Source organism: Neisseria dentiae (genome assembly GCF_014055005.1).
GTDB classification, from domain to species: domain Bacteria; phylum Pseudomonadota; class Gammaproteobacteria; order Burkholderiales; family Neisseriaceae; genus Neisseria; species Neisseria dentiae.
Genome location: NZ_CP059570.1, coordinates 1,361,723 through 1,380,783 on the forward strand (window position 1 = coordinate 1,361,723; position 19,061 = coordinate 1,380,783).

The window sequence follows — 19,061 nt, forward strand, 5'->3', positions numbered from 1 at the left end:
CTTGGGTATTTTGTATTTCAAAAAACGGGAACGATGCCCGCATATCCGCAAGCCGTCTGAAAACCCAAACCGTTCCAACTACCCGCAACCCGCTCCCAACCGCACCATCACCATGTTTCAAATGAGAATACGCACCGACAGCGCCCGCTGGACGCGCCTGATGCTGAACTTTTGGCCACCGCTTTTTTTCAGCGGCATCCGCATCACCGAGCTTTCCGACGATTTCCGCTATATGAAGGCCACCCTGAAAGACTGGTCGAGCACCCGCAACGTACACGGTGCGCAATTCGGCGGCAGCCTGTTCGCCCTAACCGACGCATCCTACTCGGCCATGCTCAACGGCATGATAGGCAAACGGTATTATGTGTGGGACAAATCCGCCCATATCGACTTTATCAAACCCGGCCGCGGCGCGGTGTTTATCGAATGCCGCATCACCGACGAAATGCTGCACGATATTTACGAACACACCAAAACCGGCGAAAAATACCTGCCCGAAATCCCCGTGCGCGTATTCGATAAAAACGGCGAAACCGTCGCCATTGCCAAGCGCACGCTTTATATCCGTTTGAAACCCACGTTCAGGCCGAAAAAAGAAGCTGCCTGATCAGGCAGAACAAAAACTCAGGCCGAGACCTTTGCAAAAATACTGAACTGCACCCCAAAAATTGGACACCCCCTCCAACTTTAAAAGGTGCAGTTTTCTTATGTCCAAATATAACCTACACTTCAAATACCGAGCCGTACTCCATTACCACCAAGTGCACAGCCAACAGCGCACCGCAGAGCACTTCAACGTCTCACGCACCCACCTGCGCCGTTGGATAGCCGCCTATCGGCAAGGCGGTATTGCCGCACTTCAACACCCGCAGGCTACGTTTATGAAGACTATGAAGACCAAACGCAAAAACCCGTTTATCGTCGACAAACCCGACCACGAAAAAACCCAGACGGAACTGATTGAAGAGTTACGTTACATGAGGGCGGAGAACGACTACCTAAAGCACATGAAAGCCCTCAACGAAAAGAACGCCGCCAAAGCTGCGAAACCGTTCAAACGTTGAGGGCGAAACACCCGCTGAAATATCTGCTGCACAGTGCCGGCATTCCCAAAAGCAGCTTTCATTACCATATCGGCAAAGCCGATCCCGATGCGGCGGCCAAAACCGCAGTGAGTGAAGTCTATCGCCGACACAAAGGCCGTTACGGTCATCGGCGGATTGCCGCCGTATTGTCGTGGAACAAAAAGAAAGTGCAGCGCATTATGGGTTTGTTGGGACTAAAAGCCAAAGTCCGCAGTAAAAAAACCTACCGTCCGCAAGCAGTAGGAGAGGCTTCGGACAATATTCTCAATCGAGAGTTTACCGCCGGCAAACCGGCAGACAAATGGCTGACCGATGTGACGGAGTTTAAATGCACAGACGGGAAGCTGTACTTATCGCCGATATTGGATGTGTTTAATCGGGAGATTGTGGCCTATTCTTTAGGCCGCAGAGCAAACAGTAAAATGGTGGCGCAAATGTTGGACCAAGCATTCGGCCGTCTGAAAGGCCAAACGCCGCTGCTGCATTCCGACCAGGGTGTGCTTTACCGCACCGAGGCTTATCGAACGAAATTGGCTGAGAAAGGGATTGTGCAAAGTATGTCGCGCAAAGGTAATTGCTGGGACAATGCGCCGATGGAGAGTTTTTTCGGTACACTGAAAACGGAGAGTTTCTATCAGGAAGGTGCGCTGTCGGTGGCGGAGCTGACGGAGGTAATAGATGATTACATACATTACTACAATCATGAACGGATTAGTTTAAACTTGAAAAAGCTGAGTCCTGTCGGCTACAGAACCCAGCTTGAAAAGGCTGTTTGAGAAAGATTCTTAACTTGTCCAAGTATTGGGGGACAGTTCACACTTTCAGACGGCCTGTTGAACATTTTAATCCTGTTTTAAAGCGTTAAGCGCCAAACTCTTTCTCAACCGCTTGACGCACTTTCTCGTCAGAGGCTTCGATGTCGGTTTGCGCCACTTCGGCGCGGGGCAAAGCTTCCGTTGCAGTAACTTCCGCTTGCACACGATAGTCCGCAATGTCGGCCGCAACCGTTGCTGCTGCTGCGGCGGGCTGCGTTTCAACCGCTTCCGGTGCGGTTAACGGCAGGCGCGCCAAGATGGTTTCGGTGGCGCAGACTTTGTCGCCGATGGCCACCTGCGCCTGCGCGTCGGCCGGCAGATAAACGTCGACGCGCGAACCGAAGCGGATAAAGCCGTAACGCTCGCCGCGGCGCAAGGTGTCGCCCGCCTGCGTGTAACACAGAATCCGCCGCGCCACCAGGCCCGCCACCTGCACGAAGGTTACTTCGCGGCCGCTGCGGGTGGTGGCCAAAACGGCATTGCGCTCGTTTTCGGTGCTGGCCTTGTCCAAATCGGCGTTTACAAACTTGCCCGGCGTGTATTCCACCGCCGTTACCGTGCCGTCGATGGGCGAGCGTTGCGAGTGCACGTTAAACACGTTCATAAACACGCTGATTTTCAGCGATTCCACTTGGCGGTAAGGATCGGGTGCACGCTCCACCACCACAATGCGGCCGTCAACCGGGCTTAACACCGCATCCGCATCCTGCGGCGCAGTGCGCGCCGGATCGCGGAAAAACTGCAACGCAAACACGGTAAACAGCCAGAAAGGCAGCGACCACCAACCGGCCCACAAAGTTATCAAAACACTGGCAATCAGGCCGCCGCCGATAAACGGCCAGCCTTCGCGGGCGATAATCGGGTGCGGGTAAAAACGGGACATAGCGCTTCCTCTGTGTTGTCTGTCTGTAAAGGGTTTCGGATTATAGCCGATAACGGTATATAGAACGTGAATTTTCAAATTACCGCCAAGATTACCATTAAACTTACATGTATTTTTGACAAAATAAAAAGGACAAAGCCAAGTTTGTCCTTTTTGGTTCTTAATTTAACGAAACTCAAGGCCTCTGCTACCATGGCCAATCTGGCTGGCGCTAATACCCATTTTGCCAAGTGCCTGCTTTGCACCATTAACACTTTGATTAATATATTTATGATTACCTGATTGCAGAGCTTCCAGATACATTGCCATTTGCAGGCTGCCTGCCCAATATAGCATTTCTGCCATTTTTTGTTTTTCACTATTATTGAGCGAAGATAAGCCAGAGTCGCTCCCAATGGCGCTTTGTAGCTGTGCTACCATGCCGTGCGCTTTTAATTTTGCCAAGTCTTTTTGCTGACTGATACCATAATTGACTACTACCCAATACGCCATCGCCGTAGCAAGGCTATTTTGCTCATAACTATCTGATTTTAATGAATTCTTTACACCTTCAATAAGATTGGCTTTAGCAAGCTGGTTTAGCTGGCTTTCAGTTTGGCTATTTAGTTTGCCTTGAGATCGTAAATCGCTTTTCATTGCTGCGATCATTTGGTTATTAACTTGGTTGCTAATGCCGGAAGAGTGCATATAGCGATGAGCGGTGCTGTTATTATCGGCCTTATTGCTACTTTTACTGCCGGTGCTACCGGAACTTGGGGTGGTTTTTTTACTGCTTTTTTTGGCGTTTTTATAACCTGTGCCGTATTTTTCTTGATTTTCCCAAAGATTTCTTTGAAAAGCATTATCTATATGGTAAGTGGCAAAATAGTTGTCTGCCATGTAACCATAATCAAAGGCATGCGCCGGCTGGATGCTCGCCAATGGCACAAAAGCCAAAACAGCGGCAAGCAAATAAGGTTTGAGCCTGAAAGACATAAAAACTCCTTGTAAACAATATGTTATAAAATAAGAAGTTTTTTCAGTCTAGCGTAACCTACGCAGGGTGTAAAGAGAGCAAGCAGTCTGAAAACAAAAAACGGCAACTGCTTCTCGGCTATAATAAAATAACCATTTTTACCGAACAGGCCGTCCGAAATGCCCAACTCCCCGCAAGAAACCCTACGCCTTTCCAAACGCATGGCCGAACTCGGCCTCTGCTCGCGCCGCGAAGCCGACGGCTATATCGAGCAGGGCTGGGTGAAAGTAAACGGAAAAACCGCCGTGCTCGGCCAGAAAGTTTCCCGCGCCGACCGCATCGACCTCAACAAACAGGCACACGAAAAACAGGCGCAGCGGGTAACGATACTGCTCAACAAACCCGTCGGCTATGTAAGCGCGCAGGCCGAAAAAGGCTATAAATCCGCCGCCGAGCTGATTACCCCCGAAAACCGCTGGGAAGGCGACGACAGCCGTATCGAATTCAGCGAGAAACACAAATTCGGCCTCGCCCCTGCCGGACGTTTGGACATCGACTCGGTCGGTCTGTTGGTGCTCACGCAAGACGGCCGCATCGCCAAACAGCTTATCGGTGAAAACAGCGGCAGCGAAAAAGAATACCTCGTGCGCGTGCGCGGCAAGTTGGACGAAGAAGGCTTAAAACTGCTCAACCACGGCTTAAGCCTGGACGGCGAAAAGCTCAAACCCGCCAAGGTGGAATGGCAAAACGAAGACCAGCTGCGCTTTGTGCTAAAACAGGGCAAAAAACGCCAAATCCGCCGTATGTGCGAGCTGGTCGGCCTGCGCGTAACCGGTCTCAAGCGCATCCGCATGGGCAAAGTGAAACTGGGCAGGCTGCCGCCGGGCAAATGGCGCTATCTGCGGCACGACGAAACCTTTTAATCATCATGCTGAAAACATAATCAGGCCGTTTCACGCCCGCCCGCGGCCGTCTGAAAAACCACCCGTTAAAGCTTGGTGTATTCAAACAATATAAAGTACAATTACACAGCTTTACACCGTTACACCCCATTTCTAAAGCATTTCATTTACCGAAAAGGAACGTTTTATGGCTAAACATCTTTCCGCCCTGTTGCTGGCCTGCTCCGTAGCTTTGGCACTTTCAGCCTGCTCCGGCAGCGGCACTTCGCAACAGGCTTCCACCCAACCGAAACAAACCAAAGCCGAAAAAGCCGCAGCGGGCAGCAACTGCCGCAGCATCGGCGAAGGCCGTAAAATCAATAACAAAGGCAAAAACGACGGTTATATGTGCTCAGCTTCGGCCGCATTGAATTCCGCCGAAGCCAAAGAGGTGTTGGATGCCAATATTTCCGTGTCTTACGGCAACCCCGGCGGCAAAACGCTGGTATCCCGCCAAGTGGCCAACGCCGTAGGCAAAACCCCTGAAGAAACCTGCCAGCGCGCGTTTTTGAACACGGTGAAACGCTTCCAATCCACCGCTGCCCGCGAGGGTAAAAGATCCGTGCGCGTGACCAGCTACTTCGACAAACAAACCGTCGGCGGCAACCAATACGAATGCCACATCGGCACTTGGAACAGCCGCGTGGTGCTGAAAGGCAGCATCCACTAACCGTTGCTCTGGTTGGCAACAAGGCCGTCTGAAAAATTTTTTTCAGACGGCCTTGTTTCATTCAAACGGCAACTTGCCCGATGCTTTCGCATCGGCAGGCCAAACCGAGACCTTTGCAAAAAAACCAATTCAAACCTGAAAACATTCGTATCTCGTCATTAGCTTTGCAAGTCCGCTACGCTACCCCCGCGCAGGCGGGAATGACGATAATTGGGTGTTTCAGACGGCCTAAAAGAATTTTGCAAAGATCTCAGGCCGTTTATTCTTCGGTGAGCGTACCCTTGGTGGAAGGCATCTGCCCGGCCATGCGCGGGTCGAACTCTACCGCTGCGCGCAAGGCACGGCCGAAGGCTTTGAACACGGTTTCGGCTTGGTGGTGGGCATTTTTGCCGCTTAAATTGTCGATATGCAGCGTCATCATGCTGTGGTTGACCAGGCCGGTGAAAAACTCGCTGAACAAATCCACATCAAACCTGCCGATCAAGGCGCGGGTGAATTCGATGTTGTAAACCAAGCCGGGGCGGCCGGACAAATCGATGACCACACGGCTCAAGGCTTCGTCGAGCGGCACATAGGCATGACCGTAGCGGCGGATGCCCGCTTTGTTGCCCAACGCCTGTTTTAATGCCTGGCCGAAAGTGATGCCGATGTCTTCCACGGTGTGGTGGTCGTCGATATGCAGGTCGCCTTTACAGGTGATGTCGATATCGATCAGGCTGTGGCGGGCGATTTGGTCGAGCATATGCTCCAAAAAAGGTACGCCGGTATCGAAGCGGCTTTTACCCGTTCCGTCGAGATTGATTGCCACGGTAATTTGGGTTTCGCAGGTGTTGCGGCTAACCACGGCCACACGGCCTTCGGCATGGTTGAAATCAAGCGCGGGCGCAGGCGCGGAGAATGCCGCCTGTTCGGCTGCCGCTGCACGGGCGGCGGCGGCTTCTTTGCGGCGTTGCTCTTCTTCGGGATCGTGTTCGCGGTTCATCCAACCTTTGCGTTTGCCCATGCCGGCTTCGAGCTTCGCCAACAGCGAGGGGCGGATGCCGCGGCCGTTTTCGTCTTCGATTTGCTGCTCCAAGCGGCGTTTGATTTGCGAGAGCGAGGCGGAATTATCATAACCGCAGCGGCGGGCCAATTCGGCCATGGAGCCGGCTTCTTTAACCAGCAGTTGCAGGTTGTGCAGGTGGAGTTGGGTTTTGTTCATCATTTAAACCTTCTATTCAAACAATATTTGTTTAACGAAATCGGGTTAACGCGTTAACGCCGAACCGGTATACCGTCTGAAAACATTATCAAACGGCTTTTTAAGCATATAAACTGCGGATAACTTTTAAAACCGCATCGTTCTGCTGCGGCGAGCCTACGGTAAGGCGCAGGCATTGGGCCAGCAGCGGGTGGGAACCGTGCAGTTTTTTCACCAATATTTTATTTTGCTTTAAGGTTTCGTGCGCCCCGTCGGCATCGGGCACGCGCACGGTAATGAAATTGGTTTCGCTCGGAAAGGCTTTCAGACGGCCTATGGCGGATAACGCCTGAAACAGGCGCTCGCGCTCGGCTTTCAGGGCTGCGGTGGTGCGCACGATTCTGTCCGCATGTTGCAGGGCGAATTTCGCCGTTGCCAAACACAATTGGTTCATATTGTAGGGCGGCACGATTTTCGCCAATTCGCGCATCACCGCCGCACAACCGCAGGCATAGCCCACGCGCAGGCCGGCAAAGCCGATTTTGCTGATGGTGCGCATCACCACCAGATTTTCAATACTGCCCGCCTGCGGCAGAAAGCTGTCGCCGCTGAACGCGCCGTAAGCTTCGTCCACCACCACCAAACCCTTGGCCGCGCGGATAACGGCTTCCACTTCCTCGCGCTTAAAACCCACTCCGGTAGGGTTGTTCGGATAGGCGATAAAAACCAGCGCGGGGTTATGCGTTTCAACGGCATCCAGCACCGCCGGCAGATTCAGCGTGAAATCTTCGTTCAACGGCACACCGATATAATCCATGCCGAACAAAGCGGCATTGTGTTTATACATCACGAAGCTCGGCTCCACCGCCAGCATGGCTGCGCCGGGCTTGGCCAGCAGCATGGTAATCAGCTGGATCAGTTCGTCGGAACCGTTACCCAGCGCGATTTCGGCCGCCTGCGGAATACCGAACGCTTCGCGCAAAACCGCCTGAAGGCCGCTGGTTGCAGGATTGGGATAAAGATGTATCGGTGCTTTTTTCAGCAAACATAACCATTCGCTTAATAATGCTTCATCGTCGGCAAACGGATGGTAAGGGCTTTCCATCGCATCGAGTTTGATAAAACCTTCGGGCAAATCGGCCACCTGATAGGCGGTTAAGGCTTTAATATCGGAACGGATCAAATCGGAAACGGCAGTCATATCGTGGCTTCTGTGTAAGCCGGTGCGCAGCTTTAGCAATATGCGTCCGGCAGATATTCAGGCTTTCTGCATAAATTTTCGCTAAATATAACATGGTTTATTTATCAACAGTTAATGTTTTATTTGATTTTTGCACAGGTTTGCTTAAAGAAACCTTTAAAAACAGGCAAAAACCGCCGCAAACATTAACAATACGGTGGTTTGGCGAAACCTGTTTGAAGCTGAAAAATGTTTGTTTGCCGTTGTGGGGCGGTTTTTTTAAAAACTGATATAGGTTTGGTGAAGGTTTCAGGCCGTCTGAAAGTTTCAGACGGCCTGCTTATAGCTTTCCAGCTGCCTTAACTGCCGAAATAAACCTGCCCGCCGCCGCAAACACGCCGTATCGGCCATTGATACACTTCGGCCAGCAACTCCGGCCGCATCACGGCTTCGGGCGTGCCGGCCGCCACCAGTTTTCCTTGGTTTAACAACACGATGTGCTGCGCATATTGCGCGGCCAGGTTCAAATCGTGCAGCACCATCAGCGCGCTGAAACGCTGCGTGTGGCGGTTGAGATAGCGCATCAGGCTGTGTTGGTGGCGGATATCGAGGTGGTTGCACGGCTCGTCGAGCAGCAGCACGGGGGCGTTTTGCAGCAGGGCGCGCACGATGTTGGCGCGCTGCTGTTCACCGCCGGAAAGGTCGTGGATGCGTTTGCCGGCCAACGCGGCAAGATCGAAATCTTCGAGCAGCGCCTGCGCTTCGGGCGGCAGTGTGGCGGCCGTCTGAAACAGTTTGCCGCTGTTTTTCTGCCCCAAGGTGATGTATTCGCGCACGGTAAGCGGCATCCGGTAGCTGCCATGTTGCCCCACCCAGGCCACCTTGCCCTGTTTCAACTGCGGGGCAACGGCCTGGCCGAACAACGTAATCTCCCCTTGCCCTGCTTGCCCGATCAAGGCTTTGAGCAAGGTGGATTTGCCCGCGCCGTTGGGGCCGATGACGGCGGTATGGCAGCCGTGCGGAATGTCCAGCCCGGCCAGCGACAGCAGGGTTTTGCCGCGCGCGGAAACGGTTAGGTTGCGGATGGCGAAAGAGATGTTGTCCATAATCGGTTGGATTGGGGAATAAATAATGAAATTTTCTTTTTCTATAAGAAACAGACAGATATTCGGGTCAAGCCCGAGTATGACGGGTATTCTGAATCTTTTCAGACGGCCTCAACTGCCGCGCAACGGCCGCAGAAACAGCCACATAAAAAACGGCCCGCCCAGCAGCGCAATCACGATGCCCACCGGCAAATCCACCGGATAGGCAAACCAGCGGGCGGCGCTGTCCACCGCCAACAAGAATACCGCGCCGAGCCAGGCCGACAGCACCATCAGCTTGCTGCGCCGCCCGCCCACCGTTTGCGCCAGCACATTGGGAATCATCATGCCGAGAAAGCCGATTATGCCCGACAGCGACACCGCCGCGCCGGTGAGCAAGGCAGCGCCGGCCACCGTTTGCAGGCGCACGCGCGCCACAGAGATGCCCATGCTCACGGCGGTGTCTTCGCCCAGCATCAGAATATCCAGCTTTCTGCCCGCACCCAACAGCAGCGCCAAACCCGCCAGCATCGCGCCTGCGGCATAAGCGGGTGGCGTAAAACCCGCTTCGGCCAAGCTGCCCGACAACCAAACGGTGGCGCTGCGCAACACCAAATCGTCGGACAAAAACAGAATCAGGCTCACCAGCGCCGCCGAAAACGCGCTCAACACAAAACCCAACACCAGCAAACCCAGCGTGCCGCCGCCCAGCAGCTTATGCGCCGCCAGAATCAGCAGGCACACCGCCAGCGCACCGGCAAATGCCGCCAGCGGCACGCCGATGCCGCCGATGCCGAAAGCCAGCACGCAGATCACGCCCAAGGCCGCGCCGCCGGAGGTGCCGATCAGGCTGGGGTCGGCCAGCGGGTTTTCAAACAGCGCCTGCAAAGCCGCCCCCGCCGCCGCCAGCGCCGCGCCGACCAGCAACGCCGCCCACACGCGCGGCAGGCGGATGGCGCGCACGGTTTCGTCCGCTTGGTGCGGCATTTGCCATTCGCCAAAACCGATGCCGGCGCAGAACCAGATTAAGGCGGCGGTGGCGGTTAAAGCGAGCATCAAGGGAACGGGTTTCATGATATTGAAATAATGGGTAAATAGCGGATTAACAGGCCGTCTGAATACCTTCGACAGGGTCTTCAGACGGCCTGGAACCTTTGCCAAATTCCTTGCAACATCTTCAAACCCCTACGTCATACTCAGGCTTGACCCGGGCATCTTTTGGTTTCAAAAGAAATATACAGATACTCGGGTTGGGCACGAGTATGACGGGATAAAAACATTTTCAGGGGGGAGGCGCCTTTTTATAAAGCTCCCGGCCTGATGGTTATTTGGCCAAATCATGCAGTTTTCTCACCACTTGCGGCGTATCCAAACCATAGCGGAACATATCGTTGGCCGGCCACAGGTAAATTCTGCCGTTTTTGGCGGCGGGGCTGGCGGCCACTTCGGGGCGCGCGGCAAACTGTTGCACGCCGCCGATAACTTTGGCGTTGTGGCCGGCAATCACGATCACATCGGGTTTGGCGGCCAGCCACGCTTCGCGGTTGAGCGGTTTCATGCCGTCGATATGGGCGGCGGCGTTGGTGCCGCCGGCGCGGCGGATGATTTCGTCGGCGGCGGTGTTGCGCCCCGCCGCGATGCGGCCGTCGTAGCTGAACAGATAACGCTTGCCGCTGGCGGGCTGCTGTTTCATTTCGGCCTGCCATTTGTTTGCCAGCGCATCGGCTTGGGCGGTTTTGTTAACCAGCCTGCCCAGCGTGCGGATGCTTTGCAGATAGGCGGCGATGCTGTCGTTTGGCGCAATGTTGACGGCGCGGATGCCGGCGTTTTTCAGGCGCTCATAAATCGCGGCAGGCTGCACCATCCACGAGCCGACCGCCAAATCGGGTTTGGCGGCGATAATCGGTTCGACCGAGAGCTGGCGGTAAATGCCTATGTTCGGTTTGTTTTTCAGCGCGGGATTCTGATTGGTTTGGTCGCGGGCGACAATTTCACCGGCCGCGCCCAGCGCCACGGCAATATCGGCCACATCGGGTGACAGCACCACAATGCGCTGTGCCTGCGCGGTTTGCAGGGCGGTAAGTAAAACGGCGGCGAACAAGTATTTTTTCATGGGTATGCTTTCCTTTGCTTTTTCAGACAGGCATGTCCGGTGCAAAGGCCTGTCTGAAAAGTTGGTTTCGGGTTGTGCCGTTCAGACGGCCTGCAACAAACCGTCGGTAATTTCCCGCCAAGCGGCTAGCTCGGGTTCGCCTTCCTGCCGTCTGCCGAAAATCTGAATCACGGTTTTGCGGCGGCTGTCGAAGCCTTCTACGCAGGTAACGAAGCCGTCGCGTATCGGGCGGCGCACCACCCAGGTTTCGGCGATTTCGTCGTCTTTCAGGTGCAGGCTGAAGCCTTCTTCTTGGCCGTCGAGAATGTTCAGATAGCCGCGGGCGCGCACGAGGTTGTGCACTTTGCCGGTTTGAATCTGCACGATGCCGCGGTTGCCGGCGAAAATCATGATTTCCAAGCCTTGCTCTTTCGCCTGCTCCAGCACCTGCTGCCATGCTTCTTGCGTGAGCAGACGGGTGGTGCCGGCGGGGGCGTGGCGGTAGGCGGTTTGGCGGTCGAGATTGAAGGTTTCGAGCAGGCCGCCGAAATGGTGCACGTCTTTCAGTTCGTTCCAACGCTCTTGAAACGCGGCTTCTTTTTCGGGCGTTAATGCGGCGGCGGCTTCCACGGGCGGCAGCCCGCCGCTTTGGAACGCGGGCTTGCCGCTGCGGCCGAAAGCGGCCAGCAGCGCCTGCCATTCGGCTTCTTTACCCTCTTCTTTTAAAAACACTTTCTGCACCGCCACGCCGAATTCGTCGTAAAACTGCACCGAGCGCGAAACCTTGCCGCCGTCGCGGGTGGTAACGGCCAGCGTATGATGCCAGCGCGCGGGGAAGATGCGCAGGTCGATGCCGCCGATATTGAGGGCGATGCCGGAAGTGGGCGCCATGCTCACGTTTTCGTACACGCCTTGTTTTTCGTGTACGCACACGCTGTTGCGCACCACGCACTGCACCCGCCCCAAGGTGTGCAGTTTCAATACGATGTCGCGGATGTTTTCTTTGCCGCCGAGGTAAACGCTTTCGGGCGCGTCGGCTATCAATGCGCCTTCGCTCACGCCCAGTTCGGCCGCGCCTTCGCGGGGAAAATAAACGCCTTGTTTGCCGGCTTTGTTGGCTTGGTATTGTTGCCAGAGGTTCATCAGTTGTTTCCTTTCATGTTTTCAGACGGCCTGTTCCATACCGCAAAGGCCGTCTGAAAAAACGGTTTGCCGTTAAAACTTCACCTGCACCGTGGCCGCCACGTTGCGGCCGCTCATGCTGTACAAATCCATCACGCCGGTATCGGCCATGCCGGCCACGTCAACGTGCTGCCAGTATTTTTTGTTGCCGAGGTTGTAGAGGTTCAGCCCCAATTCGACGTTTTTTACCGGTTTGTACCACGCGCCGATGTCCCACACGCCGTAGCCCGGCGTTTTGAAGAAACTTTCGTCGCTCACGCGTTTCTGCTTGGCCGCCCAGCGCAGTTTGGCGCCTGCGCCCCATTTTTCCTGCACATAATCCAAGCCGAGCACGCCGTTGAGCGGATAGGCGGTGTCGAGCGGCTTGCCTTCGCCGTCTTCGCCGCGCATCCAGGCGATGCTGCCGTTGAGGTGCCAGGCATCATTCAAACGGTGGGAAGCGGCCGCTTCGATACCGTAGGTTTTCACTTTGTCGAGATTACCGTATTGATACACCAGCACACCGTTTTCGGTGCCGATGAGTTGGCGGTTGATGAAGTCGCGGTAGCGGTTGTAGAACGCGGTTACTTGCGCCTTGCTGTTTTCGCCTTTGTATTTCAAACCCAATTCAAAGCTGTTGGAACGCTCCGATTTCAGATTATTGTTGGGCACGATTTGGTAGCCGTGCTGGGTGTTGGAAAACGACATGGTGGCCGAATCGAACGGCGGCGTGCGGAAGCCCTGCGAATAGGTGGCGAAACCGGTAAACGCGTCGCCCATCGGCCAGCTTAAGCGCAGGCTGGGCGTGATGGCGCTGTCGCTGAAGTTTTGCGGCAGGCTTTCGGGATTGGCGTTCAGATAGGCTTGGTCGATTTGCGGCTTCAGCTTTTCGTATTCGTAGCGCAACGCGGGCGTGAGCACCACGCCGTTGGCAAAGGCGATGCTGTCTTGCGCATACACGCTGAAGGTGCGTCGTTTGCTGTCGGGGAAGGTTTTATTGGGATAGAGGCTGCCGGCATAGCTTTTGCTGGTGCTGCCGTCTGAGTTGACGGTGGTGCTGTCGCGGCTGCGCTCGGTGTCGACGTGTTTGAATTCCGCCCCCGCCACCACGGTGTGTTTCAAACGGCCTGTATCGAACTCCGCTACCGCGCGGCTGCTGATGCCGTTGGCGGTTTGGTCGAAACCATAATCGGAATAGCGCACGCCGCTGCCGACGGTGCGGCCGTTAATCGCGGTTTCGCTCGTGTTCACCGCATCGTCCTGTGCTTTGAGCTGCTGGCGGTAAAGCATGATTTCGGCTTCTTTCAGACGGCCTCCGCCCATATAACGGTAGCCCAAGCCGAAGCGTTGGCGGCGGGCGGAATCATACGCTTCGGCCAGGCTCTGCGTGGTGGTAACCGTGGTCGGGCCGCGCACCACGCTGCTGCTGCCCAGCGTGTTGAGCAACTCGGTTTCGTTTTTGCGGTAAAACTGCTCGAACACGGCTTCGAGACGGTGGTTTTCGTTGCCGATATTGCCTTTGGCCAAAATATTGTAGCCGTTGTTGTCTTGCGGATTGTTTTTGGTGCGGCGGCTGTCGCGCGTATCGACGCTGCCTTTGTTTTTGGTTTCATGCCCTTGGCGGCGGGTAAGCATCAGCAGGCCCTCGGCGTTTTCGGTGTAGCCCGCCGCCGTGGCGGTTACACCATGGCTGTTGTCGCGGCTGCGGTAGCCGTATTTCAGGCCGAAGTGATAAGGCTTGTCGGCATCGACGAAATCGCGTGGCGAATAAGTAGCCAGATTCACCACCCCGCCCAGCGCATCGCTGCCGTAGAGCGCGGAATACGGCCCTTTCACAATGTCCGCCTGCTTAAGCGTATCGGGTTCTACCAGATCGCGGCCTGAAATCGCACCGTTGCTGCCGCCGCCCGCATACGCCTCCGGCAGGCGCACGCCGTCCACCATCATCAGGATGCGGTTACCGTCGATGCCGCGGATATTTACGCCCGCGTTACCGCGGCGGGTGTTGTCGGAGGGCACCCACACGCCCGGCTCGTATAAAAACACATCATCCAGATTCGCAGCCGCAGCCTGATTCAGGGTTTGCCGCGACACCACCGCCACATTCGGCGCGGCGAGGTCGAGCTTCTGCGCGTTGCGGTCGGCGGTTACGGTAATGGTTTCCAATTCGGCGGTTTCGGGCCGCACGCTTTCGGCATAAAGCGCAGGCGCGGCAAAAGCCAGCACCACGGCGCAGGCGGCAGGTTTTAACTTCATGTCTTTTCCTCAAGATAAATCAATAATTTAAAACAGCCTGATTGGTAGCCGCCACCTCTTTTTCAGACGGCCTTCCTATCAAAATAAGTGATAATGGTTCGTATTTATATATTTAATTTATGAAAAAGACAAGTTTTGTAATGTAAAAATACGGCATCAAAAAGCCTAAAACATCGCCGTTTGCCGCTTTGCCAAACAAACAGGCCGTCTGAAAAAATCTTTTCAGACGGCCTGCCCGGCAACTTCACTATCCGATACTCAATCCGCTTCGGGATAAGTGCCTTTTACCAGAATATCTTTGTTTACATGATGAATATCGCGGTGGCCGGTAAACGCCATCGAAATATCCATTTCTTTATATAAAATTTCCAGCGCGCGGGTTACGCCCTCTTCGCCGTATGCGCCCAAGCCGTAAAGGAAGGCCCGCCCTATCATGGTGCCGCGCGCGCCGAGCGCCCATGCTTTGAGGATATCCTGCCCGCTGCGGATGCCGCTGTCGAGCCACACTTCGATGTTGCTGCCCACCGCGCCCACAATATCGGGCAGGGCTTTGATGGTGGAAACGGTGTCGTCGAGCTGGCGGCCGCCGTGGTTGGAAACCACGATTGCGTCTGCCCCGCTCTTCACGGCCAGCTCGGCGTCTTCCGGCTCCATAATACCTTTGATAATCAGCTTGCCGCCCCACAAATCTTTGATGCGGGCAACGTCGTCCCAGCTTAAGCGCGGCTCGAACTGCTCGGAAGTCCACGAAGAAAGTGACGACAAATCGCCCACGTTTTTGGCATGGCCGACGATGTTGCGGAACGTGCGCCGCTCGGTGTTGAGCATTTTCAGGCACCATTCGGGCTTGGTGGCCAGATTGATTAAGTTGGCGAGGGTGGGTTTCGGCGGTGCCGAAAGGCCGTTTTTGATGTCTTTGTGGCGCTGGCCGAGCACCTGCAAATCGGCGGTGAGAATCAGCGCCGAACAATTCGCCGCCTGCGCGCGCTTAATCAGGTTTTGCATAAACTCGCGGTCGCGCATCACATAAAGCTGAAACCAAAACGGCGCACTCGTGTTTTCGGCCACATCCTCAATCGAACAAATCGACATGGTGGAAAGCGAAAACGGTATGCCGAATTTTTCGGCGGCGCGGGCAGCCAGAATTTCGCCGTCGGCATGCTGCATGCCGGTAAAGCCCGTCGGCGCGATGGCCACCGGCATTTTCACTTCCTGCCCGATCATTTTGGTGGCCAAGCTGCGGCCTTCCATATCCACCAGCACGCGCTGGCGGAACTTTATGTTTTTGAAATCCGAAGTGTTTTCGCGGTAAGTGGTTTCCGACCACGAACCCGAATCGGCATAGTCGTAAAACATTTTCGGCACCTTGCGCTTGGCAACGCGGCGCAGGTCTTCGATGCAGGTCATCTTGCTCAAATCACGTTTCATCTTAGTCTCCACCTTAAAAACCATGTTGATTTATTTATACTTTTCAGACGGCCTTAACTCGACCGCCATTTGAGAACCTTTATCAATTTACACCAAGCTGCCGGATATATCAAACGCCCGAGGCCGTCTGAAAACATATACTTGACTAAAACACTCAGATATTAGACAATCCGCCAAACACAACCACCACAATACCAATAACTGCCATGCGACTCACCACAAAAGGGCGGTTTGCCGTTACCGCCATGATAGATTTGGCGCTCAACGCCCAAAACGGCGCCGTGAAGCTTAGCGCCATCAGCGAGCGGCAGCATATTTCCCTTTCCTATTTGGAACAGCTTTTCAGCAAGCTGCGCCGCGCCGAGCTGGTGGAAAGCCTGCGCGGCCCCGGCGGCGGCTATGTTCTCGCCGCCCCCGCAACCGAAATCAACATCGCCCAAATCATCGCCGCCGCCGAAGACTGCCTGGACGCCACCCAATGCAGCAGCAAGGCCGACTGCCACAAAGGCTCGCCCTGCCTCACCCACGAACTGTGGGAAAACCTAAACAAAACCATCCACAACTACCTCAGCAGCATTACCCTGCAACACATTATCGACCGCAAAAGCGCCGGCCATGCCCAAGTGGTGGACTTCACCCACACCCACATTCATTAAAAACCCATAAATCAAGAAAGAACCCAACCATGACCATCAAAACCCCGATTTACCTCGATTACGCCGCCACCACCCCCGTCGACCCGCGCGTGGCCGCCAAAATGATTCCTTATTTAACCGAACAGTTCGGCAACCCCGCCTCCAACAGCCACAGCTTCGGCTGGACGGCCGAAGAAGCCGTAGAAAACGCCCGCGCCGAAATCGCCAAACTGATTAACACCGACGCCAAAGAAATCGTGTTTACCAGCGGCGCCACCGAATCCAACAACCTCGCCATCAAAGGCGCGGCGCAGTTTTACAAAAGCAAAGGCAAACACCTCATCACCGTGAAAACCGAACACAAAGCCGTGCTCGACACCATGCGCGAACTCGAACGTCAGGGCTTTGAAGTAACCTATCTGGGCGTGCAGGAAAACGGCCTGATTGATTTAAACGAACTCAAAGCCGCCATCCGCGACGACACCATTCTGATTTCCGTGATGTGGGTAAACAACGAAATCGGCGTGATTCAAGATATTCCCGCCATCGGCGAAATCTGCCGCGAAAACAAAATCATCTTCCACGTCGATGCCGCCCAAGCCGCCGGCAAAACCCCGATTGACGTCGAAGCCGCCAAAGTCGACCTGCTCAGCCTTTCCGCCCACAAAATCTACGGCCCCAAAGGCATCGGCGCCCTGTATGTGCGCCGCAAACCACGCGTGCGCCTCGAAGCCCAAATGCACGGCGGCGGCCACGAGCGCGGCTTCCGCTCGGGCACCCTGCCCACCCACCAAATCGTCGGCATGGGCGAAGCCTTCCGTCTCGCCCGCGAAGAATTGGAACAAGACCGCGCCCATGCCCTCAAACTGCGCGAGCTGTTCCTAAAAGGCATCGAAGGCATCGAAGAAGTGTATATCAACGGTGATTTGGAACGGCGCGTGCCCACCAACCTCAACGTAAGCTTCAACTTCGTCGAAGGTGAAAGCCTGATTATGGCCGTGAAAGAGCTGGCCGTATCCAGCGGCTCCGCCTGTACTTCCGCTTCATTGGAACCCAGCTACGTTTTGCGCGCCCTCGGCCGCAACGACGAACTCGCCCACTCTTCCCTGCGCATCACCTTCGGCCGCATGACCACCGAAGAAGAAGTGAAATTCGCCGCCGAACTGATCAAATCGAAAATCGGCAAACTGCGCGAACTCTCGCCTTTATGGGAAATGTTTAAAGAAGGGATTGATTTGAATACCGTAGAATGGGCGGAACATTGAGATTGATGCGCGAGGCCGTCTGAAACATTGGGCGTAACAACCCAACCGCTCCCGTCTTGAATTCCTTTCAGACGGCCTTAAATGAAGCAAAAGAAACCGACTAACCGATAATCCACACAAGGAACCCACATCATGGCATACAGCGACAAAGTGATCGATCACTACGAAAACCCCCGCAACGTCGGCTCGTTCGACAAAAACGACGAATCGGTCGGCACCGGCATGGTCGGCGCGCCCGCCTGCGGCGACGTGATGAAACTGCAAATCAAAGTGAACGACGAAGGCGTTATCGAAGACGCGAAGTTCAAAACCTACGGCTGCGGCTCGGCCATCGCCTCTTCTTCGCTGATTACCGAATGGGTGAAAGGCAAAAGCCTCGACGAAGCGCTGTCCATCAAAAACAGCGAAATCGCCGAAGAGCTGGAGCTGCCGCCCGTGAAAGTGCACTGCTCGATTCTGGCCGAAGACGCGATTAAAGCCGCCGTTTCCGACTACAAAAAGAAAAAAGGCGTTTAACCGTTCAGACGGCCTGCAACGGCTGAAAACACGCAAGGCCGTCTGAAAACACGTTTCAAAAAGGAAGCACCATGCCCTTTACCGAAACGGAAACCCAATCCCTATTGGCCGAAAAAGGCATAGGCAAAACCGTGTTGCAGCGTTTGCAGCAAATGGGTTTGGACGATGTATCCGCCCTTGCCGCTGCCAACCCTGAAGATATCTTGCAACAAGGCGCGACCCTAACCGGTTCGAGCTGCTGGAAAAACAGCCCGCAGGCCAAAGCCGCCGTCGCTGCCGCGGTAGCTTGGGCGAAACGGCAAACCGAAGCCTAGGGCTTGCTATATACCCGCCCGTTTAAACCGTTGCCCGGCTGACGCATAACCTGCAATATTTTGGCATCACAAGGATAAAGACAATGATCACCCTAACCGAAAAAGCCGCCAACCATATCCAAACCTTTCTCACCAAACGCGGCAAAGGCGAAGGCATCCGCTTGGGCGTGAAAACCAGCGGCTGCTCCGGCATGGCTTACACTTTGGAATTTGTTGACGACGTGCAGCCCGAAGACTTGGTATTCGAAGGCTTCGGCGTGAAAGTGTTTGTCGACCCCAAAAGCCACGTTTACCTCGACGGCACCGAACTCGACTACACCAAAGAAGGCTTGCAGGAAGGCTTTAAGTTCCAAAACCCCAACGTGAAAGACGAATGCGGCTGCGGCGAAAGCTTCCATGTTTAGCAGGCAAGCGGTGTATAGCGAGCCAACCCAAGAAAAAACATGCGCCATAATCCGGCTTGCCCGGGTATCACGCAACGGTTATGAAAAACTTGAGCGGTTTCACTAAACGCCCTGCCGCCTTTCAGTTGGAAACCACGGTTTAAAGCCAAATAACAAAAGATTTAAAACTTTTGATTTTTGAAAAGCATCAGGCCGT

20 protein-coding genes are annotated in these 19,061 nt (G+C 54.8%); 10 read left to right on the plus strand and 10 right to left on the minus strand.

Going from position 1 to position 19,061, the window contains the following annotated elements; genetic code table 11:
• Positions 1-10: 10 nt before the first annotated feature.
• The 3 genes from H3L92_RS06445 to H3L92_RS06455 all read left to right on the plus strand — a co-directional run bounded on the left by H3L92_RS06445 (position 11) and on the right by H3L92_RS06455 (position 1,861).
• A complete protein-coding gene (locus H3L92_RS06445; protein ID WP_245945477.1) occupies positions 11-607 on the plus strand; it encodes a DUF4442 domain-containing protein in 597 nt (198 codons plus the stop codon).
• A 100-nt stretch (positions 608-707) separates the two neighbouring features.
• Positions 708-1,064 (plus strand): helix-turn-helix domain-containing protein, encoded by a 357-nt coding sequence (locus H3L92_RS06450; RefSeq protein WP_115336329.1) that lies wholly within the window; start codon positions 708-710, stop codon positions 1,062-1,064.
• Positions 1,061-1,861 carry an IS3 family transposase gene (locus H3L92_RS06455; RefSeq protein ID WP_085366301.1) on the plus strand — a complete coding sequence of 267 codons (801 nt, stop codon included), beginning with the start codon at positions 1,061-1,063 and terminating at the stop codon, positions 1,859-1,861. The genes H3L92_RS06450 and H3L92_RS06455 overlap by 4 nt, the downstream gene beginning before the upstream one ends.
• 85 nt (positions 1,862-1,946) lie before the next feature.
• On the opposite strand, the gene H3L92_RS06460 is transcribed toward H3L92_RS06455, so the two are convergent.
• Together H3L92_RS06460 and H3L92_RS06465 are read right to left on the minus strand one after the other, a co-directional pair.
• A complete protein-coding gene (locus tag H3L92_RS06460; RefSeq protein ID WP_085366300.1) occupies positions 1,947-2,783 on the minus strand; it encodes a phosphatidylserine decarboxylase in 837 nt (278 codons plus the stop codon).
• Between the two features lie 165 nt (positions 2,784-2,948).
• Positions 2,949-3,758: a DUF6683 family protein gene (locus tag H3L92_RS06465; protein ID WP_085366299.1), complete on the minus strand. Its 810-nt coding sequence runs from the start codon at positions 3,756-3,758 to the stop codon at positions 2,949-2,951.
• 159 nt (positions 3,759-3,917) lie between these two features.
• Here H3L92_RS06465 and H3L92_RS06470 point away from each other — a divergent pair, with 159 nt between their 5' ends.
• On the plus strand, positions 3,918-4,661 hold the full coding sequence (locus tag H3L92_RS06470) for a pseudouridine synthase (RefSeq protein WP_085366298.1): 744 nt from the start codon (positions 3,918-3,920) through the stop codon (positions 4,659-4,661).
• A 166-nt stretch (positions 4,662-4,827) separates the two neighbouring features.
• A complete protein-coding gene (locus tag H3L92_RS06475; protein ID WP_245945478.1) occupies positions 4,828-5,349 on the plus strand; it encodes a hypothetical protein in 522 nt (173 codons plus the stop codon).
• Positions 5,350-5,608: 259 nt separating this feature from the next.
• Here the strand turns inward: H3L92_RS06475 and hisB are convergent, their stop codons facing one another.
• The 8 genes from hisB to H3L92_RS06515 form a co-directional block, all read right to left on the minus strand.
• Positions 5,609-6,550: an imidazoleglycerol-phosphate dehydratase HisB gene (hisB, locus tag H3L92_RS06480; RefSeq protein ID WP_085366297.1), complete on the minus strand. Its 942-nt coding sequence runs from the start codon at positions 6,548-6,550 to the stop codon at positions 5,609-5,611.
• A 100-nt stretch (positions 6,551-6,650) separates the two neighbouring features.
• A complete protein-coding gene (gene hisC, locus H3L92_RS06485) occupies positions 6,651-7,730 on the minus strand; it encodes a histidinol-phosphate transaminase (protein WP_085366296.1) in 1,080 nt (359 codons plus the stop codon).
• Positions 7,731-8,068: 338 nt separating this feature from the next.
• On the minus strand, positions 8,069-8,815 hold the full coding sequence (locus tag H3L92_RS06490) for an ABC transporter ATP-binding protein (protein ID WP_085366295.1): 747 nt from the start codon (positions 8,813-8,815) through the stop codon (positions 8,069-8,071).
• A gap of 111 nt (positions 8,816-8,926) precedes the next feature.
• On the minus strand, positions 8,927-9,868 hold the full coding sequence (locus H3L92_RS06495) for a FecCD family ABC transporter permease (RefSeq protein WP_085366294.1): 942 nt from the start codon (positions 9,866-9,868) through the stop codon (positions 8,927-8,929).
• Positions 9,869-10,118: 250 nt separating this feature from the next.
• On the minus strand, positions 10,119-10,907 hold the full coding sequence (locus H3L92_RS06500; protein WP_085366293.1) for a heme/hemin ABC transporter substrate-binding protein: 789 nt from the start codon (positions 10,905-10,907) through the stop codon (positions 10,119-10,121).
• 81 nt (positions 10,908-10,988) lie between these two features.
• Positions 10,989-12,029 carry a ChuX/HutX family heme-like substrate-binding protein gene (locus H3L92_RS06505; protein WP_085366292.1) on the minus strand — a complete coding sequence of 347 codons (1,041 nt, stop codon included), beginning with the start codon at positions 12,027-12,029 and terminating at the stop codon, positions 10,989-10,991.
• A gap of 72 nt (positions 12,030-12,101) precedes the next feature.
• Positions 12,102-14,303 carry a TonB-dependent hemoglobin/transferrin/lactoferrin family receptor gene (locus tag H3L92_RS06510; RefSeq protein ID WP_085366291.1) on the minus strand — a complete coding sequence of 734 codons (2,202 nt, stop codon included), beginning with the start codon at positions 14,301-14,303 and terminating at the stop codon, positions 12,102-12,104.
• A 258-nt stretch (positions 14,304-14,561) separates the two neighbouring features.
• On the minus strand, positions 14,562-15,731 hold the full coding sequence (locus tag H3L92_RS06515; RefSeq protein WP_085366290.1) for an alpha-hydroxy acid oxidase: 1,170 nt from the start codon (positions 15,729-15,731) through the stop codon (positions 14,562-14,564).
• A 206-nt stretch (positions 15,732-15,937) separates the two neighbouring features.
• Here H3L92_RS06515 and iscR point away from each other — a divergent pair, with 206 nt between their 5' ends.
• From iscR to iscA, 5 genes are all read left to right on the plus strand, one after another.
• Positions 15,938-16,387 carry a Fe-S cluster assembly transcriptional regulator IscR gene (iscR, locus tag H3L92_RS06520; protein WP_085366289.1) on the plus strand — a complete coding sequence of 150 codons (450 nt, stop codon included), beginning with the start codon at positions 15,938-15,940 and terminating at the stop codon, positions 16,385-16,387.
• A gap of 29 nt (positions 16,388-16,416) precedes the next feature.
• Entirely contained in the window at positions 16,417-17,631 is a 1,215-nt protein-coding gene (locus H3L92_RS06525) for an IscS subfamily cysteine desulfurase (protein ID WP_085366288.1), read from the plus strand.
• 132 nt (positions 17,632-17,763) lie between these two features.
• Complete coding sequence (gene iscU / locus H3L92_RS06530; protein ID WP_085366287.1) at positions 17,764-18,147, plus strand: Fe-S cluster assembly scaffold IscU; 384 nt, start codon at positions 17,764-17,766, stop codon at positions 18,145-18,147.
• 71 nt (positions 18,148-18,218) lie between these two features.
• Positions 18,219-18,461: a recombinase RecA gene (locus H3L92_RS06535; RefSeq protein WP_085366286.1), complete on the plus strand. Its 243-nt coding sequence runs from the start codon at positions 18,219-18,221 to the stop codon at positions 18,459-18,461.
• Positions 18,462-18,544: 83 nt separating this feature from the next.
• On the plus strand, positions 18,545-18,865 hold the full coding sequence (gene iscA / locus H3L92_RS06540) for an iron-sulfur cluster assembly protein IscA (protein ID WP_085366285.1): 321 nt from the start codon (positions 18,545-18,547) through the stop codon (positions 18,863-18,865).
• Positions 18,866-19,061: the final 196 nt, after the last annotated feature.

Excerpts from the sequence above, each read along its gene's own strand:
- H3L92_RS06450 (WP_115336329.1), top strand. The coding sequence starts at position 708 with ATGTCCAAATATAACCTACACTTCAAATACCGAGCCGTACTCCATTAC.
- H3L92_RS06460 (WP_085366300.1), bottom strand. The coding sequence starts at position 2,783 with ATGTCCCGTTTTTACCCGCACCCGATTATCGCCCGCGAAGGCTGGCCG.
- H3L92_RS06465 (WP_085366299.1), bottom strand. The coding sequence starts at position 3,758 with ATGTCTTTCAGGCTCAAACCTTATTTGCTTGCCGCTGTTTTGGCTTTT.
- H3L92_RS06470 (WP_085366298.1), top strand. The coding sequence starts at position 3,918 with ATGCCCAACTCCCCGCAAGAAACCCTACGCCTTTCCAAACGCATGGCC.
- H3L92_RS06475 (WP_245945478.1), top strand. The coding sequence starts at position 4,828 with ATGGCTAAACATCTTTCCGCCCTGTTGCTGGCCTGCTCCGTAGCTTTG.
- hisB (WP_085366297.1), bottom strand. The coding sequence starts at position 6,550 with ATGAACAAAACCCAACTCCACCTGCACAACCTGCAACTGCTGGTTAAA.
- hisC (WP_085366296.1), bottom strand. The coding sequence starts at position 7,730 with ATGACTGCCGTTTCCGATTTGATCCGTTCCGATATTAAAGCCTTAACC.
- H3L92_RS06490 (WP_085366295.1), bottom strand. The coding sequence starts at position 8,815 with ATGGACAACATCTCTTTCGCCATCCGCAACCTAACCGTTTCCGCGCGC.
- H3L92_RS06495 (WP_085366294.1), bottom strand. The coding sequence starts at position 9,868 with ATGAAACCCGTTCCCTTGATGCTCGCTTTAACCGCCACCGCCGCCTTA.
- H3L92_RS06500 (WP_085366293.1), bottom strand. The coding sequence starts at position 10,907 with ATGAAAAAATACTTGTTCGCCGCCGTTTTACTTACCGCCCTGCAAACC.
- H3L92_RS06505 (WP_085366292.1), bottom strand. The coding sequence starts at position 12,029 with ATGAACCTCTGGCAACAATACCAAGCCAACAAAGCCGGCAAACAAGGC.
- H3L92_RS06510 (WP_085366291.1), bottom strand. The coding sequence starts at position 14,303 with ATGAAGTTAAAACCTGCCGCCTGCGCCGTGGTGCTGGCTTTTGCCGCG.
- H3L92_RS06515 (WP_085366290.1), bottom strand. The coding sequence starts at position 15,731 with ATGAAACGTGATTTGAGCAAGATGACCTGCATCGAAGACCTGCGCCGC.
- iscR (WP_085366289.1), top strand. The coding sequence starts at position 15,938 with ATGCGACTCACCACAAAAGGGCGGTTTGCCGTTACCGCCATGATAGAT.
- H3L92_RS06525 (WP_085366288.1), top strand. The coding sequence starts at position 16,417 with ATGACCATCAAAACCCCGATTTACCTCGATTACGCCGCCACCACCCCC.
- iscU (WP_085366287.1), top strand. The coding sequence starts at position 17,764 with ATGGCATACAGCGACAAAGTGATCGATCACTACGAAAACCCCCGCAAC.
- H3L92_RS06535 (WP_085366286.1), top strand. The coding sequence starts at position 18,219 with ATGCCCTTTACCGAAACGGAAACCCAATCCCTATTGGCCGAAAAAGGC.
- iscA (WP_085366285.1), top strand. The coding sequence starts at position 18,545 with ATGATCACCCTAACCGAAAAAGCCGCCAACCATATCCAAACCTTTCTC.